The sequence below is a fragment of the Pseudomonas delhiensis genome (assembly GCF_900187975.1).
Lineage (GTDB): Bacteria > Pseudomonadota > Gammaproteobacteria > Pseudomonadales > Pseudomonadaceae > Pseudomonas > Pseudomonas delhiensis.
This window is the reverse complement of the sequence record NZ_FZPC01000032.1, coordinates 1-14,958: the sequence shown is the minus strand read 5'-3', so window position 1 is coordinate 14,958 and position 14,958 is coordinate 1. Positions and strand designations below refer to the sequence as shown.

Annotated in this window: 15 protein-coding genes and 1 tRNA gene; 13 read left to right on the top strand and 3 right to left on the bottom strand. The window is 66.3% G+C overall.

Annotated features, from left to right (window positions below; genetic code table 11):
• Positions 1–18: 18 nt before the first annotated feature.
• The 12 genes from ruvA (at position 19) to CHC02_RS24615 (ending at position 9,007) form a co-directional block, all read left to right on the top strand.
• Positions 19–624: a Holliday junction branch migration protein RuvA gene (ruvA, locus tag CHC02_RS24670; RefSeq protein WP_009616936.1), complete on the top strand. Its 606-nt coding sequence runs from the start codon at positions 19–21 to the stop codon at positions 622–624.
• A 3-nt stretch (positions 625–627) separates the two neighbouring features.
• Positions 628–1,692 (top strand): Holliday junction branch migration DNA helicase RuvB, encoded by a 1,065-nt coding sequence (ruvB, locus tag CHC02_RS24665; RefSeq protein ID WP_089394038.1) that lies wholly within the window; start codon positions 628–630, stop codon positions 1,690–1,692.
• A 52-nt stretch (positions 1,693–1,744) separates the two neighbouring features.
• Complete coding sequence (ybgC, locus tag CHC02_RS24660) at positions 1,745–2,191, top strand: tol-pal system-associated acyl-CoA thioesterase (RefSeq protein ID WP_074981475.1); 447 nt, start codon at positions 1,745–1,747, stop codon at positions 2,189–2,191.
• A 1-nt stretch (position 2,192) separates the two neighbouring features.
• On the top strand, positions 2,193–2,888 hold the full coding sequence (gene tolQ / locus CHC02_RS24655) for a protein TolQ (RefSeq protein WP_089394037.1): 696 nt from the start codon (positions 2,193–2,195) through the stop codon (positions 2,886–2,888).
• 18 nt (positions 2,889–2,906) lie between these two features.
• Positions 2,907–3,371, top strand: coding sequence for a protein TolR (gene tolR, locus CHC02_RS24650; RefSeq protein ID WP_089394036.1), 465 nt, complete (start codon positions 2,907–2,909; stop codon positions 3,369–3,371).
• The gene (gene tolA, locus CHC02_RS24645; RefSeq protein WP_167364837.1) at positions 3,371–4,396 is read left to right on the top strand and encodes a cell envelope integrity protein TolA; all 1,026 of its coding nucleotides are present in this window, start codon (positions 3,371–3,373) and stop codon (positions 4,394–4,396) included. The genes tolR and tolA overlap by 1 nt, the downstream gene beginning before the upstream one ends.
• A 53-nt stretch (positions 4,397–4,449) precedes the next feature.
• A complete protein-coding gene (gene tolB / locus CHC02_RS24640; protein ID WP_217900409.1) occupies positions 4,450–5,694 on the top strand; it encodes a Tol-Pal system beta propeller repeat protein TolB in 1,245 nt (414 codons plus the stop codon).
• 52 nt (positions 5,695–5,746) lie between these two features.
• Positions 5,747–6,253, top strand: coding sequence for a peptidoglycan-associated lipoprotein Pal (gene pal / locus CHC02_RS24635; RefSeq protein ID WP_009616943.1), 507 nt, complete (start codon positions 5,747–5,749; stop codon positions 6,251–6,253).
• Positions 6,254–6,259: 6 nt separating this feature from the next.
• The gene (gene ybgF, locus CHC02_RS24630) at positions 6,260–7,081 is read left to right on the top strand and encodes a tol-pal system protein YbgF (protein WP_089394033.1); all 822 of its coding nucleotides are present in this window, start codon (positions 6,260–6,262) and stop codon (positions 7,079–7,081) included.
• 444 nt (positions 7,082–7,525) lie between these two features.
• On the top strand, positions 7,526–8,173 hold the full coding sequence (gene queE / locus CHC02_RS24625) for a 7-carboxy-7-deazaguanine synthase QueE (RefSeq protein WP_089394032.1): 648 nt from the start codon (positions 7,526–7,528) through the stop codon (positions 8,171–8,173).
• Positions 8,174–8,197: 24 nt separating this feature from the next.
• Complete coding sequence (queC, locus tag CHC02_RS24620; protein WP_089394031.1) at positions 8,198–8,872, top strand: 7-cyano-7-deazaguanine synthase QueC; 675 nt, start codon at positions 8,198–8,200, stop codon at positions 8,870–8,872.
• Positions 8,873–8,931: 59 nt separating this feature from the next.
• Positions 8,932–9,007, top strand: a tRNA-Lys gene (locus CHC02_RS24615).
• A 54-nt stretch (positions 9,008–9,061) separates the two neighbouring features.
• Here CHC02_RS24615 and CHC02_RS24610 read toward each other — a convergent pair.
• From CHC02_RS24610 to CHC02_RS24600, 3 genes are all read right to left on the bottom strand, one after another.
• A complete protein-coding gene (locus CHC02_RS24610; protein ID WP_089394084.1) occupies positions 9,062–9,958 on the bottom strand; it encodes a TauD/TfdA dioxygenase family protein in 897 nt (298 codons plus the stop codon).
• Positions 9,959–10,029: 71 nt separating this feature from the next.
• Complete coding sequence (locus CHC02_RS24605; protein ID WP_089394030.1) at positions 10,030–10,932, bottom strand: TauD/TfdA dioxygenase family protein; 903 nt, start codon at positions 10,930–10,932, stop codon at positions 10,030–10,032.
• 70 nt (positions 10,933–11,002) lie between these two features.
• A complete protein-coding gene (locus CHC02_RS24600) occupies positions 11,003–13,393 on the bottom strand; it encodes a TonB-dependent receptor (RefSeq protein ID WP_089394029.1) in 2,391 nt (796 codons plus the stop codon).
• Between the two features lie 345 nt (positions 13,394–13,738).
• Here CHC02_RS24600 and CHC02_RS24595 point away from each other — a divergent pair, with 345 nt between their 5' ends.
• A complete protein-coding gene (locus CHC02_RS24595) occupies positions 13,739–14,659 on the top strand; it encodes a LysR family transcriptional regulator (RefSeq protein ID WP_089394028.1) in 921 nt (306 codons plus the stop codon).
• Positions 14,660–14,958: the final 299 nt, after the last annotated feature.

The following is a 14,958-nucleotide window of genomic DNA, read 5'->3' as shown; positions in this document are numbered from 1 at the left end:
CTGCAAGGACCCTGAGCCGTGATTGGACGCCTGCGTGGCACCCTGGCGGAAAAGCAGCCGCCGCACCTGATCCTCGACGTCAACGGCATCGGCTACGAGCTGGAAGTGCCGATGACCACCCTGTATCGCCTGCCCGCCCTCGGCGAGCCGGTGACCCTGCACACGCACCTGGTGGTGCGCGAGGACGCCCATCTGCTCTACGGCTTCGCCGAGAAGCGCGAGCGCGAGCTGTTCCGCGAGCTGATCCGGCTCAACGGCGTCGGCCCCAAGCTGGCGCTGGCCCTGATGTCGGGCCTGGAAGTGGATGAGCTGGTGCGTTGCGTGCAGGCGCAGGATACTTCCACCCTGGTGAAGATCCCCGGGGTCGGCAAGAAGACCGCCGAGCGCCTGCTGGTGGAGCTCAAGGACCGCTTCAAGGCCTGGGAGAACATGCCGACCATCGCCCCCCTGGTGGCGGAACCGAAACTGGCCGCAACAGTCTCAAGCGCCGAGGCCGATGCCGTCAGCGCGCTGATCGCGCTAGGCTTCAAGCCCCAGGAGGCGAGCCGCGCCGTGGCCGCCGTGGAGGAAAAAGATTTGTCCAGCGAAGAACTCATCCGCCGCTCGCTCAAGGGCATGGTCTGATCCATGATCGAGACCGATCGCCTGATCTCGGCCGCCACCGCCGGCCCTCGCGAGCGCGAGGAACAGCTGGACCGCGCCATCCGCCCGCTGAGCCTGTCCGACTACATCGGCCAGCCCGGCGTGCGTGAGCAGATGGAGCTATTCATCAGCGCCGCCCGCGGCCGCAAGGAGGCCCTGGACCACACGCTGATCTTCGGCCCGCCGGGCCTGGGCAAGACCACCCTGGCGAACATCATCGCCCAGGAGATGGGCGTGGCCATCAAGAGCACCTCCGGCCCGGTGCTGGAGCGCCCCGGCGACCTGGCGGCGCTGCTGACCAACCTCGAGCCGGGCGACGTGCTCTTCGTCGACGAGATCCACCGCCTCTCGCCCATCGTCGAAGAAGTGCTGTACCCGGCGATGGAAGACTTCCAGCTCGACATCATGATCGGCGAAGGGCCGGCGGCGCGCTCCATCAAGCTCGACCTGCCGCCCTTCACCCTGGTCGGCGCCACCACCCGCGCCGGCATGCTGACCAACCCGCTGCGCGACCGCTTCGGCATCGTCCAGCGCCTGGAGTTCTACAGCGTCGACGACCTGGCGACCATCGTCGCCCGTTCGGCCGGCATCCTCGGCCTGGACATGGACCCGGCCGGGGCCTTCGAGATCGCCCGCCGCGCCCGTGGCACGCCGCGCATCGCCAACCGCCTGCTGCGCCGTGTGCGCGATTTCGCCGAGGTGCGCGCCAGCGGCGCGATCAGCAGCGAGGTGGCGGACAAGGCGCTGAACCTGCTGGACGTCGACGAACGTGGCTTCGACCACCAGGACCGGCGTCTACTGTTGACCATGATCGACAAGTTCGACGGCGGGCCGGTCGGCCTGGACAACATCGCCGCGGCCATCGGCGAAGAAAAACATACGATCGAGGACGTGCTGGAGCCCTATTTGATCCAGCAAGGCTATATCATGCGCACGCCGCGGGGACGGGTCGTCACCCGGCATGCCTATCTGCATTTCGGTCTGAAACTGCCGAAGCGGATGGGGGAGGATACGATGCCGGATCTTTTCTCGTCTGAAGATGGTAATTAATTGCATTTGTGGCTGATTGCCGATTGGCAAAGCCCCAACTTGGTTCTAGAGTATGCGCGCGCAACACGGGGGTCAGCCGTTCGAGCATCGATTCCGGGTCTATTACGAGGACACCGATGCGGGCGGCATCGTCTACTACGTCAACTACCTCAAGTTCATGGAGCGGGCTCGCACCGAGCGGCTGCGGGCTCTGGGCTTCGCCCAATCCCAGCTGGCAGGTGAGAACCTGCTTTTCGTCGTTCATTCGGCCGAAGCGCGCTACCACGCGCCGGCCCGTCTGGACGACGAGCTGGTCGTCAGCGCCGAGGTCGAGGAGTTGAACCGCGCGAGCCTGCGTTTCCGTCAACAGGTTCGTCGAGCGTCGGATTCGGCCTTGCTATGCGAAGGCCGCTTCCTGGTGGCGTGCGTACGGGCTGACAACCTCAGGCCCCGCGCCATCCCCGAAGTGTTGCGTGCGGCATTTGCCGGCACTCCGGACACCCTTTCAGCAGGAGAATAACGTGGAACCGAACGTCGTCGACCATACCTCCATGTGGAGCCTGATCAGCAACGCCAGTATCGTGGTGCAGCTGGTCATGCTCACCCTGGTGGCCGCCTCGGTCACTTCTTGGGTCATGATCTTCCAGCGCAGCAACATGATGCGCTCGGCCAAGAAAGCCCTGGATGGCTTCGAGGAACGCTTCTGGTCGGGCATCGACCTGTCCAAGCTGTACCGTCAGGCCGGCAGCAACCCCGACCCGGACTCGGGCGTGGAGCAGATCTTCCGTGCCGGCTTCAAGGAGTTCTCGCGCCTGCGCCAGCAGCCCGGCGTCGACCCGGACGCGGTGATGGAAGGCGTGGCCCGTTCCATGCGCGTGGCCATCTCCCGTGAGGAAGAGAAGCTGGAAACCAGCCTGCCGTTCCTCGCCACCGTCGGTTCCACCAGTCCGTACATCGGCCTGTTCGGCACCGTCTGGGGCATCATGAATTCCTTCCGCGGCCTGGCCGCCGTGCAGCAGGCCACCCTGGCCACCGTCGCCCCCGGCATCGCCGAGGCCCTGATCGCCACCGCCATCGGCCTGTTCGCCGCGATCCCCGCAGTCATCGCCTACAACCGCTTCGCCGCGCGCTCGGAAATGCTGATCGGCCGCTACTACACCTTCGCCGACGAGTTCCAGGCCATCCTGCACCGCAAAGTCCACGCCAGCGACGATTGACCAGAGAGGTGAGCCGACATGGCAAGGGTCCGTCATAAACGCAAGCCGGTCGCGGAAATGAACGTGGTGCCATACATCGACGTGATGCTGGTACTGCTGGTCATTTTCATGGTGACCGCACCGATGCTGAACCAGGGGGTCAAGGTCGACCTGCCCAAGGTCTCCAGCGAAGTGCTCCCGCAGGACAACGACTCGCGGGTGCTGACCATTTCGATCAAGGCCGACAAGACCTATTACTGGAACATGGGTTCGGAAGTCGACCCCGACCAGGGCAAGGGCAGTCAGACCGCGGTGGCGCTGGACCAGCTGGTCAGCGCGGCAACCGCCATCCTGGCCCAGAACAGCAGTCAGGGTAAGAAAGTGCAGGTCTTCGTGCGTGGCGACAAGGCTGTCGACTACGGCTCCGTCATGGCTGTCATGGGCGGATTGCAGAAGGCCGGCGTAGGTAACGTCGGGCTGATTACCGAGGCGCCCGGAACTTGATGCAACGCGAACACTCCCCATCGGAAAGCTACTTCTGGCCGGTCGTACTGGCGGTAGCGCTGCACGTCCTGATTTTCGCGATGCTCTTCGTCAGCTGGGCCATGACGCCCGAGCTGCCGCCTGCGCGTCCGATCGTCCAGGCTACGCTCTACCAGCTCAAGTCCAAGAGCCAGGCCACGCAGCAGACCAACCAGAAGATCGCCGGGGAGGCGAAGAAGACCTCTGCCAAGCAGTACGAACAGGAACAGCTGGAGCAAAAGAAGGTCGAGCAGGAAGCCGTAGCCGCGGCGAAAGCTGCGGAACAAAAGAAAGCCGATGAGGCTCGAAAGGCTGCGGATGCCGAGAAAGCTGCGGAAGCCGCCAAGGCCGCCGAGGCGAAGAAAGCCGCAGACGCCGCCAAGAAGGCGGCCGAGGCCAAGGCCGCTGCGCAGAAGCAGCAGGCCGACATCGCCAGGAAGAAGGCCGAGGAAGAGGCCAAGAAGCAAGCCGCGGAGGAGGCCAAGAAGAAGGCCGCCGAAGAGGCCAGGAAGAAAGCTGCGGAGCAGGCCAAGAAACTCGCCGCCGCGGAGGACGCCAAGAAGAAGGCTGCCGCCGACGCCGCGAAGAAGAAGGCCGCTGCCCAGGCAGCGGCGAAGAAGGCTCAGGAAGACAAGAAGGCCCAGGCCCTGGCCGAACTGCTGTCCGACGACACGCAGCGCCAGCAGGCCCTGGCCGACGAACAGGGCAACGAGGTGGCAGGCAACTTCGACGACCTGATCCGCTCCCGGGTATCCGAGGGCTGGTCGCGTCCGCCATCGGCCCGCAACGGCATGAGTGTTACCGTGCAGATCAGCATGCTGCCCGATGGCACCATCACCAATGCGACCGTCGTCCGCTCCAGCGGCGACAAGGCGTTCGACAGTTCCGCGGTGAACGCCGTGAGGAACGTCGGTCGCATTACTGAAATGCAGGGCCTGAGTCCCAAGGACTTCAATCCCTACCGTTCCTTCAAGATGACCTTCACGCCTGAGGACCTCACGCTGTGATCAAGATTTTCAGAGGATTGCTCGTCGCCCTGCTCTGCGTGGCAGGCGTAGCGATGGCAGATGAGAAGAACATTCTGGTGACCAGCGGGGCCGACCGGGCCGTGCCGATCGCCGTGGTGCCCTTCGGCTGGCAGGGCGGCAACGTCCTGCCCGACGACATGGCCAACATCATCGGCAACGACCTGCGCAACTCCGGTTATTTCGAGCCGATCCCGCGGCAGAACATGATCAGCCTGCCGGCCCAGGCCAGCGAGGTGATCTACCGCGACTGGCAGGCCCTCGGCGCGCAATACGTGCTGATCGGCAACATCACCCCGGCCGGCGGCCGCCTGCAGGTGCAGTACGGCCTGTTCAACGTCGCCACCCAGCAGCAGATCGTCACCGGCAGCGTCGGCGGCAGCGTCGAGCAGCTGCGCGACATGTCGCACTTCATCGCCGACCAGTCGTTCGAGAAGCTCACCGGCATCAAGGGCGCCTTCTCCACCAAGCTGCTCTACGTGACCGCCGAGCGCTTCTCCGCCGACAACACCCGCTACACCCTGCAGCGCGCCGACTACGACGGCGCCCGCCCGGTGACCCTGCTGCAGTCGCGCGAGCCGATCCTCTCGCCGCGCTTCTCGCCGGACGGCCGCCGCATCGCCTACGTGTCCTTCGAGCAGAAGCGCCCGCGCATCTTCATGCAGTACGTCGACACTGGCCGCCGCGAGCAGCTGACCAACTTCGAGGGCCTCAACGGCGCCCCGGCGTTCTCCCCGGACGGCAACCGCCTGGCCCTGGTGCTGTCGCGCGACGGCAACCCGGAGATCTACCTGATGGACCTGGGCTCGCGCCAGCTGCGCCGCCTGACCAACAACGCGGCCATCGACACCGAACCCTTCTGGGGCAAGGACGGCTCGACCCTGTACTTCACCTCGGACCGTGGCGGCAAGCCGCAGATCTACAAGATGAACGTCAACAGCGGCGCTACCGACCGCGTGACCTTCACCGGCAACTACAACGCCAACCCGAAACTCTCGGCCGACGAGAAGACCCTGGTGATGGTCCACCGCCAGGAAGGTTTCACCAACTTCCAGATCGCCGCCCAGGACCTGCAACGCGGCAATCTGCGGGTACTTTCGAATACAACCCTCAACGACTCGCCCACTGTCGCGCCAAATGGCACGATGATAATATACGCGTCCCGCCAGCAGGACCGGGGCGTGTTGATGCTGACCAGCATCAACGGACGTGTTCGGTTACCGCTACCCACCGCTCAGGGCGACGTGCGTGAGCCTTCCTGGTCCCCTTACCTGAACTGACGGTTGCCAACTGTTTCAAACTTATACACTGGGGTTCATTAGGAGTTACATGATGGAAATGCTGAAATTCGGCAAATTTGCCGTTATCGCCCTCGCCATGGCCGTAGCCGTAGGTTGCTCGTCCAAGAAAGGCGATGCTACTGGTGAAGGCGCCAATGGCGGCGTTGACCCGAACGCCGGCTACGGCGCCAACAGCGGTGCCGTTGACGGCAGCCTGAGCGACGAAGCCGCTCTGCGCGCTATCACCACCTTCTACTTCGAGTACGATAGCTCCGACCTGAAGCCGGAAGCCATGCGCGCTCTGGACGTACACGCCAAAGACCTCAAAGGCAGCGGCCAGCACGTTGTCCTGGAAGGCCACACCGACGAACGCGGCACCCGCGAGTACAACATGGCTCTGGGCGAGCGTCGCGCCAAGGCCGTTCAGCGCTACCTGGTGCTGCAGGGTGTTTCCCCGGCTCAGCTGGAGCTGGTTTCCTACGGTAAAGAGCGTCCGGTTGCCACCGGCCACGACGAACAGTCCTGGGCTCAGAACCGTCGCGTCGAGCTGAAGAAGTAAGACCCTATGCGCCTGCGATTTCTGACCTTGATGGCCTGCGGCCTGCCGCTGATGGCGGCGGCCGCGGTTCCGGTGGTGGATGGTAACGATGGCGGCTACGCCAGCGCGCCGCCCGCGGGGTACGGCACCGCAGGCACTGATGGTGCTTATGCCGGTGGCGGGGCGGCTGCGGCCGCTCCCGTCTCCGGGCAAGCCCAGCTGTTCCTGCAACTGCAGCAGATGCAGGACGAGATCGCCCGCCTGCGCGGCACCCTCGAAGAGCAGCAGAACCAGATCCAGCAGCTGAAGCAGGAAAGCCTCGAGCGTTACCAAGACCTCGACCGTCGCCTTTCCTCCGCTCCGGCACAGAACTCCTCCACCGACGGCAGCGCCGCCGGTGCGGGCGCAGCGGCCGGCGCCGCAGCCGCCCAGCAGCAACAGGCCCAGCCCGCGAGCAGCGAGCCGGGCGATCCGGCGAAAGAGAAGCTCTACTACGACGCGGCTTTCGACCTGATCAAGGCCAAGGACTTCGACAAGGCCAGCCAGGCCTTCGGCGCCTTCCTGCGCAAGTACCCCGGCAGCCAGTACGCCGGCAACGCCCAGTACTGGCTCGGCGAGGTGAACCTGGCCAAGGGCGACCTGCAGGGCGCCGGCCAGGCCTTCGCCAAGGTCAGCCAGGCCTACCCGAGCAGCCCCAAGGTGCCGGACTCGCTGTACAAGCTGGCCGACGTGGAACGCCGCCTGGGCAACAACGACAAGGCCCGCGGCATCCTCCAGCAGGTGGTCGCCCAGTACCCGGGCAGCTCCGCCGCGCAACTGGCCCAGCGTGACCTGAAGAGCCTCAAGTAAGCCTCTTGTCGCTCATCTGAAAACGCCGTTTCTTCCAGCAGGGGGAAACGGCGTTTTTCATTGCTACCGGGGTGTCCGGCGTGGCCGGTAAATCCGATCGCGGACCCTACGCCGCCCCACCCACGTCATCCCCATGTAGGAGCGCGCCCTGCGCACGAATCGCGGGCAGGGCCCGCTCCTGCATCACCGGCCAGGAGCGAGCCTCCCCGGAACTGTAGGAGCGGACTCCGTCCGCGATTGCGTTGAACCCCACCATCGCCCGAATGAACAACATTCCGCGCCGGGCGCCGGTTTTTTCGCTAGAATCGCCGCCACCCGGAGCCGCGGAGCGGTTTCAGCTCGGCTGATGTCTGCCCGCCCGGGGTTCCCGGACGCCTGTCGCGTTCGCTCATTACACCGCAACGGAGGCGGATGGCCTGTACAGCCGTCACGCCCGTGGCTGATATGCAACAGACCCTGCGAATCACCGAGATCTTCTACTCGTTGCAGGGGGAAGCGCGCACCGTCGGACTGCCGACCGTGTTCGTGCGCCTGACCGGCTGCCCCCTGCGCTGCCAGTACTGCGACTCCGCCTACGCCTTCAGTGGCGGCGAGATACGCAGCCTGGACAGCATCCTCGAAACCGTCGCCGGCTACCGGCCGCGCCACGTCTGCGTCACCGGCGGCGAGCCGCTGGCGCAGCCTAATTGCCTGCCGCTGCTGCAGCGCCTGTGCGATGCCGGCTATGCGGTGTCGCTGGAAACCAGCGGCGCGCTGGACATCTCCGCCACCGACCGCCGCGTCAGCCGGGTGCTCGACCTGAAGACCCCGGGCTCCGGCGAGGTGCGCCGCAACCGCTACGAGAACATCGCCCAGCTCACCGGCAACGACCAGGTCAAGTTCGTCCTCTGCTCCCGCGAGGACTACGACTGGGCGGTGTCCAAGCTGATCGAGTACCGCCTCGACGAGCGTGCCGGCGAAGTGCTGTTCTCGCCGAGCCACCACCAGCTGGCGCCGCGCGAGCTGGCCGACTGGATAGTCGCCGACAACCTGCCGGTGCGCTTCCAGATGCAACTGCACAAGCTCCTCTGGAACGACGAACCGGGTCGCTGAGACGCGGACGGGAAGGGTAACCACATGACTCAGAAGAAAGCCGTCATCCTGCTCTCCGGCGGGCTCGACTCCGCCACCGTGGTGGCCATGGCCAAGGCCGAGGGCTACGCCTGCTACAGCATGAGCTTCGACTACGGCCAGCGTCACCGCGCCGAACTCCAGGCCGCCGAGCGCGTCGCCCGCCAACTGGGCGTGGTCGAACACAAGGTCATCGGCCTCAACCTCAACGGCATCGGCGGCTCGGCGCTGACCGACAGCAGCATCGCCGTGCCCGAGGCGCCCAGCGAGGGCATCCCGGTCACCTACGTGCCGGCGCGCAACACCGTGTTCCTTTCCCTGGCCCTGGGCTGGGCCGAGGTGCTCGGTGCGCGGGATATCTTCATCGGCGTCAACGCCGTGGACTATTCCGGCTACCCGGACTGCCGCCCCGAGTTCGTCGAGGCCTTCGAGCGTATGGCCAACCTGGCCACCAAGGCCGGTGTCGAGGGCGACGGCTTCCGCATCCAGGCGCCGCTGCAGTTCCTCTCCAAGGCACAGATCATCCAGGCCGGCGTGGCCCGTGGCGTGGACTACGCGCTGACCGTGAGCTGCTACCAGGCGGACGATGAAGGCCGCGCCTGCGGCAAGTGCGACAGCTGCCGCCTGCGTTCGGAAGGCTTCGCCGCGGCGGGGATTCCAGACCCTACGAGATATTTCTGAAAAATTTTTCGTAAGGGTGTTGTTTTTGCGTTAGAAATCAGTATTATACGCCTCGCGTTGGGTCGTTAGCTCAGTCGGTAGAGCAGTTGGCTTTTAACCAATTGGTCGTAGGTTCGAATCCTACACGACCCACCACTTCGCAAAGCCCCTGGCCATAGGCCAGGGGCTTTTTCTTTGCCCGCGAGAAACTCAGAACGGCCGGCTGCCGCCCAGGCTGATGCGCTTGAGGCGCCGCCGCTCGCTGGCCGGGAAGGCGTTGCGGCCGTGCAGGGTGGCCTGGTTGTCCCACCAGACGATGTCGCCCACTTTCCATTTGTGCGTGTAGCTCAGCTCCGGGCGCTGCAGGTGCGCACGCAGCCGCTCGATCAGCGCCTTGCCCTGCTGCGGCTCGTGACCGGGGATTTCCACCTCGGTGTGCACGCTGAGGTAGAGCACGCGCTTGCCGCTTTCCGGGTGGGTGCGCACCAGCGGGTGCTCGGTGCCCTGGATCGGCTCGATGTCCGGGGTGCGGTAGCTGACGAAGCCGCCGGCGTAGCCGTTCTTCAGGCGCACGAAGGGGTTGTAGTTGATCAGCCGCAGGCCGTCGATCTCCCGGCGGGTGGCCTCGTCCAGGCTTTCATAGGCCAGCGCCAGGTTGGTGAAGTGCGTCTCGCCACCGCTGTTCGGCACTTCCAGGGCGTAGAGGAAGGAGCCGGAGGAGGGCAGCGGCGTCCACTGGTGGTCGACGTGGGCGGGCAGGGCGAAGTTGCCCAGCTCGCCGTCGCCGGTGTTGGCCACCTTGACGATGTCCGGGGCCTTGCCGTCGGCGCCGGAGGACAGCACCGGCACGTCCGCCGGCGGCTGGAACACCGCGCCGAACAGGGTGGCGAAGCGCAGGTACTGCTCGTCGTCCAGCTGCTGGTCGCGGAAGATCAGGATGTGGTGCTCGCGGTGGGCCTGCCTGATCGCCAGGATTTGCTCCGGCGTCAGTGGCTGGCGCGCGTCCAGGCCGCGGACCTCGGCGCCCAGCGGGGCGTCGAGGGGGATGATGGCGAAGGGTTCGATCAGGGGTTCTTGCGGTGCCTTGAGGGCGGCGGATTGGCTCATGGTTTGGTTCTCCATGTCAGGCTTGGGTCACCCTCTCCCTTCAGGGCGAGGGTTAGGGAGAGGGTGCGCTTTCAGGCTTTCCTGACGGTCCGGCTACGCTGCCCATCCACCCCCACTGGCACCTCGCCGGCCAGGGTCACGCGTCGCACGATGCGCGGCTGGGTGCCATAGTCGTCCACCGCGTAGTGCTGGGTGGCGCGGTTGTCCCAGATGGCCACGTCGCCGGCCTGCCAGCGCCAGCGCACGGTGTTCTCCAGGCGGGTGACGTGGCTCTGCAGCACCGCGAAGAGGTGCTGGGAGTCGTGCTGCGACAGGCCCTTCAGGCGCTTCACGAAGTGCCCCAGCAGCAGGCTGCGTTCGCCGCTGACGGGGTGCACGCGCACCACCGGGTGCTCGGTCTCGTAGACGGTGGAGGTGAACACCTTGCGGTAGTGTTCCAGGCGCGCCGGGTCGGCGTTGGGCTTGGTGGCGGCGTAGTCGTATTCGTTGCTGTGCACCGCCCAGAGCTTATCGGCCAGGGCCTTGAGTTCGTCGGTGAGGTCGTCGTAGGCGCTGGCGGTGTTGGCCCAGACGGTGTCGCCGCCGGCTTCCGGGGCCACCACGTTGCGCAGGATGGAGGCCTTGGGGTAGGCCTCGACGAAGGTCACGTCGGTGTGCCAGGAGTTGGCCCGGCGGCCTTCGGCGCCATCCAGTTCGAGCAGGTACTCGGTGCCGTCGCGCACCGGCACCGTCGGGTGCGCCACCGGCTCGCCGAGCAGCTTGGCGAAGGCCTCCTGGCCCTGGTCGTCGAGCTGATCCTGGCCGCGGAAGAAGATCACCTTGTGCTCGACCAGGGCGGCCTGGATGGCCTCGACCGTGGCGGCGTCCAGGCTGCCGGACAGGGTCACCCCGCGGACCTCGGCGCCGATGCGCCCGGCCACCGGGTGGATGTCGAGTCGTACGGCGGGTTGTACGGCGTGTGCTGCGTTGCTCATCTGGTTTTCCTCATTGCTGTCGGTGGTACTGCAAGGGGCCGCGCGGGACTGCGCCGCGCGGCGAGTGGGATCAGAAGTCGTAGCGGACCGAGGCGCCCAGGGTGCGCGGCTGGCCCACCGAGGCGGTGTAGGAGCCGTTGATGCTGGCGAAGGCGGCCAGGTAGTAGTCCTTGTCGAAGGCGTTCTTCAGCCAGACCGAGGCATCCAGCTGGCCGTCGCCGAGGTCGTGGCGCACGCCGACGGAGAAGTTCGCCAGGCCGTAGCCGGGGATCTTCGAGAGGTCGGAGTCGTCCAGGGTGCCCTCGGCCTCGGAGCGGTACGAGTAGCTGGCGTTGACGTAGGGTTCGAAGCGGTTGGCCAACTGCCACTTGTATTCGCCGTTGAGGTTGGCGATCCATTTCGAGGCGCCGACCACGCGCTTGCCGGTGAGGTCGCAGCTGGCCGGGGCGCCGGGCTGGGTGCTGATCTCCGCCGGGCACGGGGCGTCCTTGAACGACAGGTAGGTGACGTCGTTGTAGGAGCCGTTGAAGTTCAGCGTCAGGCCGCGGATCGGCAGGGCGGTGGCCTCCAGCTCCAGGCCGCGGGAGCGCACGCTGCCGGCGTTGGAGAGCACCTGCACCAGCTGGGTGGAGCCGGCCGGCTGGTACAGGGTGGTGGCCTGGTAGCCGTGGATGCCGGTCCAGAAGAGGTTGGCGTTGAGCTGCAGGCGGCGCTCGAGCAGCGTCGATTTCAGGCCCAGTTCGGCGTCGTTGGCCCGCTCCGGGCCGACCAGCAGGGAGTCGGCGCCGGCGCTCGGCGCACTGGCCACCGCCAGGTTCACCCCGCCGGACTTCTCGCCATGGGACAGCGAGGCGTAGCCCAGCAGGTCGTCGCTGAACTGGTAGCTCAGGCTGAGCAGCGCCGAGGGGGCGAAGCTGTACACGCTGAGGTCGCCGGAGTCGTAGGCGCCCAGCTGGCCGTTGCGCACCACCGCGCCGGCGCCGGTCACGGGGGCGCCGCCCACCGGGGCGTAGCGCTTCACCTTGGCGTCCTTCTCCTCGTAGGTGCCGCGCAGGCCGGCGGTGAAGTCGAGCTTGTCGGTGAGGTGCCAGGTGCCCTGGGAGAAGAGCGCGAAGCTGTCGGTCTCGATCTTTCCGTTGGCCTTGCTGGAGGTGCTATTCAGCGCGTTGAGGTTGGTCCCCAGCAGGTAGCTGTCGGCGAAGGGGCCGTAGTCGGTGAAGGTCTTGTTGCCCAGGTTCTGGTTGAACGCGTAGGCGCCGACCACGTAGTCGAAGGCGCCGCCGGTGGGCGAGGCCAGGCGGATTTCCTGGGAGAACTGGCGGTCGCGCACCGCCACCCCGGTGTTGCGGATCGCCGAGACGTTCAGCTGCTCGTCGTTGGCCGGGGTGAAGTTCCAGAAGCGGTAGGCGCTGATGGAGGTCAGGGTGAAGTCGTTGGCCAGCTTCCAGTTGGCCTCCACCGAGCTGCCGCCCTGGTGCACGCTGACGTGCTGGCGGCTGTCGATGTTGACCTTGTGCCGGTCCGAGTCGGCGATCGGCGAGGCGCCGACCAGCGCGGCGCGCTGCCAGAAGCGCGGTGCGGCGCCGTAGACGACCATGCTGCCGTTGCTGGAGTCCTCCTCGTTGTACTCGCTGATCCAGCGCAGGCTGAAGTCCTCGCCGGGCTTGTACAGCAGTTGCCCGCGGATGCCCTGGCGCTCGCCGCCGTTGAGCTTGTTGTCGTCGTGGATGTTGGTGATGTAGCCGTCGCTGCGGGTGCGGTAGGCCGAGACGCGCCCGGCCAGCTCGTCGGTGAGCGGCCCGGAGACGGTGCCGCGGCCCTGGAAGTAGCCTTCCTGGCCGCCGGAGACCTCCACCGTGCGCTCGGGGGTGAAGGTCGGCGCGCGGGTGCTGATGTTGAGCACGCCGGCGGTGGTGTTCTTGCCGAACAGGGTGCCTTGCGGGCCGCGCAGCAGTTCCAGCTGCTCGATGTCCAGCAGGTCGAACACCGCCATGCCCGGGCGGCCCAGGTAGACGTTGTCCAGGTAGACCCCGGCGGAGCCTTCCAGGCCGTCGCTGGCCGGGTTGTTGCCGATGCCGCGCACGGCGATGCTCGACTGGCGGGCGTGGATGTAGGCGACGTTCACGCTGGGCAGCACCTGCTGCAGGTCCTGCACCTTGGTGATGCGCTGGTTCTCCAGGGTGGCGCCGTCGAGCACGGTGATGGGCGTGGGCACCTTCTGCGAGTCTTCCTCGCGGCGCCGGGCAGTGACCGTGACCTTGCCCAGGGCGGTGGCCTGGGGGTTGCCCTTGTCGGTGGCGGCCTCGGGCGTGGCGCCGGTGGTGTCGTCCTGCTCGGCGGCCTGCAGCGGCAGCGCGCCGCCCAGGGCGAGCAGCAGGACCAGGGCGTAGTCGGGGGCACCGGGCCGGGTTCGGCCGGGGCGGGGCGTGAACGGGGATTGCAGCGAGGCACTCTGGCTCATGGTTTTTTCCTTGCATCAGGCACTGCCCGGCTGGGCGCGGGCAACAGGGGGCCGCGCCATGCAAGGCATGGCGTGAACGGCTCTCTTCGATTCGGTGGGCGTCTGGGCGACGCCGGGCATTCAGCGGCTACAGCCGTGAGGCGGAAGCATTCGTGCCGGCAGCAGGCGCGGGGCGAAAGGGTGCAAGGCCATCGGTGGCTCCTGGTCGAGGGGCATACTCTTATTTCTTAAAAGAATAAATATAAGTTTTATTCTTCTTTGACGGAATAAGAGCTTGCATTTAAAACCAGCGCATCCCCCACGGCAAATGCCTTTGTCCAATATTTTCAATGCCGGTAAAGCATCATGGATCTGCGCCAACTGCGTTACTTCATCGCCCTCACCGAACACCGCAGTTTCGTCCGCGCGGCCGATGCCATGGGCATCACCCAGCCGGCCTTCAGCCGCAGCATCCAGGGCCTGGAGCAGGAGCTGGGCTGCCAGCTGGTGGACCGTGGCAGCAAGGAGCTGCGCCCCACACCCGAAGGCCAGGTGGTGCTGCAGCATGCGCTGCGCCTGGTGCAGGGCGCGGCCAACCTGACCCAGGAAATCACCCAGTTGAACAAGCTGGACGCCGGCGAACTGCATTTCGGCTGCGGGCCGGCGCCGGCGCAGAAGCTGGTGCCCGACGCGGTGGCGCGGCTGATCCGGCGGCACCCGCGGCTGCAGATCGACTTCCAGGTGGACAACTGGGAGCGCCTGTCGCGCAGCCTGCTGCGCGACGAGATCGAGTTCTTCATCGCCGACATCCGCCACTTCGAGGCCGACCCCGGCTTCCAGACGCGGCCGCTGAACCCGCGGCGGGGCTTCTTCTTCTGCCGCGCCGGGCACCCGCTGCTGGCCAAGGAGAGCCTGTCCACCAACGACCTGTTCGCCTACCCCCTGGCCTCCGCGCGGATGCCGCCGGGCATCCGCAAGCTGCTGGCCAACCTCAGCGGCAAGAGCGACCTGCAGGCGAACATCCAGTGCGAGCACCTGGGCTCGCTGGTGCGCATCGTCAGCCAGACCGACGCCATCGGCGTGGGCAGCGAGGACGGCCTGCGCCAGGCGCTGGCCAACGGCGAGGTGGCGCGCCTGCACCTGCGCAACCTGCCGCACAACATCGACAGCCTGCAGGCGCGCTGCGGCATCGTCAGCCGTACCGGCTACCGCCTTTCGGCGGCGGCGCGGGCGCTGATCGAGACGTTGGTGGAGCTGGACGAGGAAGAGCGGAGCGCGGTGGCGTGAAGCGACCGGCGGGGCGGGGGTGATTCTGTAGGAGCGAGCTTGCTCGCGAACCTTGGGCCTGTGCTCCGATCTCCCCTTCGCTATTCCCGCGAACGCGGGAACCCAATTGGCTTGGGGGCTTGGTGTAGCGCGCCGCTCCGAGTGCGTTGATGTCTCTCGTTTCGCCCCCTCGGGCGAGTCCCTTTTGTCAAACGCCACAAAAGGAACCAAAAAGGCTTGCCGGTACGACTCACCCACATAGGTGACAAATCGGTTCAGGCACATGGGTAACAGTTTCTAACCTGCAGGGGTCACCTCAC

Coding starts and splice junctions, on each gene's coding strand:
- tolA (WP_167364837.1), top strand. CDS start 3,371: ATGCAACGCGAACACTCCCCATCGGAAAGCTACTTCTGGCCGGTCGTA.
- CHC02_RS24610 (WP_089394084.1), bottom strand. CDS start 9,958: ATGAGCCAATCCGCCGCCCTCAAGGCACCGCAAGAACCCCTGATCGAA.
- ybgC (WP_074981475.1), top strand. CDS start 1,745: ATGCGCGCGCAACACGGGGGTCAGCCGTTCGAGCATCGATTCCGGGTC.
- CHC02_RS24605 (WP_089394030.1), bottom strand. CDS start 10,932: ATGAGCAACGCAGCACACGCCGTACAACCCGCCGTACGACTCGACATC.
- tolR (WP_089394036.1), top strand. CDS start 2,907: ATGGCAAGGGTCCGTCATAAACGCAAGCCGGTCGCGGAAATGAACGTG.
- queE (WP_089394032.1), top strand. CDS start 7,526: ATGCAACAGACCCTGCGAATCACCGAGATCTTCTACTCGTTGCAGGGG.
- CHC02_RS24595 (WP_089394028.1), top strand. CDS start 13,739: ATGGATCTGCGCCAACTGCGTTACTTCATCGCCCTCACCGAACACCGC.
- queC (WP_089394031.1), top strand. CDS start 8,198: ATGACTCAGAAGAAAGCCGTCATCCTGCTCTCCGGCGGGCTCGACTCC.
- CHC02_RS24600 (WP_089394029.1), bottom strand. CDS start 13,393: ATGAGCCAGAGTGCCTCGCTGCAATCCCCGTTCACGCCCCGCCCCGGC.
- tolB (WP_217900409.1), top strand. CDS start 4,450: ATGGCAGATGAGAAGAACATTCTGGTGACCAGCGGGGCCGACCGGGCC.
- ruvB (WP_089394038.1), top strand. CDS start 628: ATGATCGAGACCGATCGCCTGATCTCGGCCGCCACCGCCGGCCCTCGC.
- pal (WP_009616943.1), top strand. CDS start 5,747: ATGGAAATGCTGAAATTCGGCAAATTTGCCGTTATCGCCCTCGCCATG.
- ybgF (WP_089394033.1), top strand. CDS start 6,260: ATGCGCCTGCGATTTCTGACCTTGATGGCCTGCGGCCTGCCGCTGATG.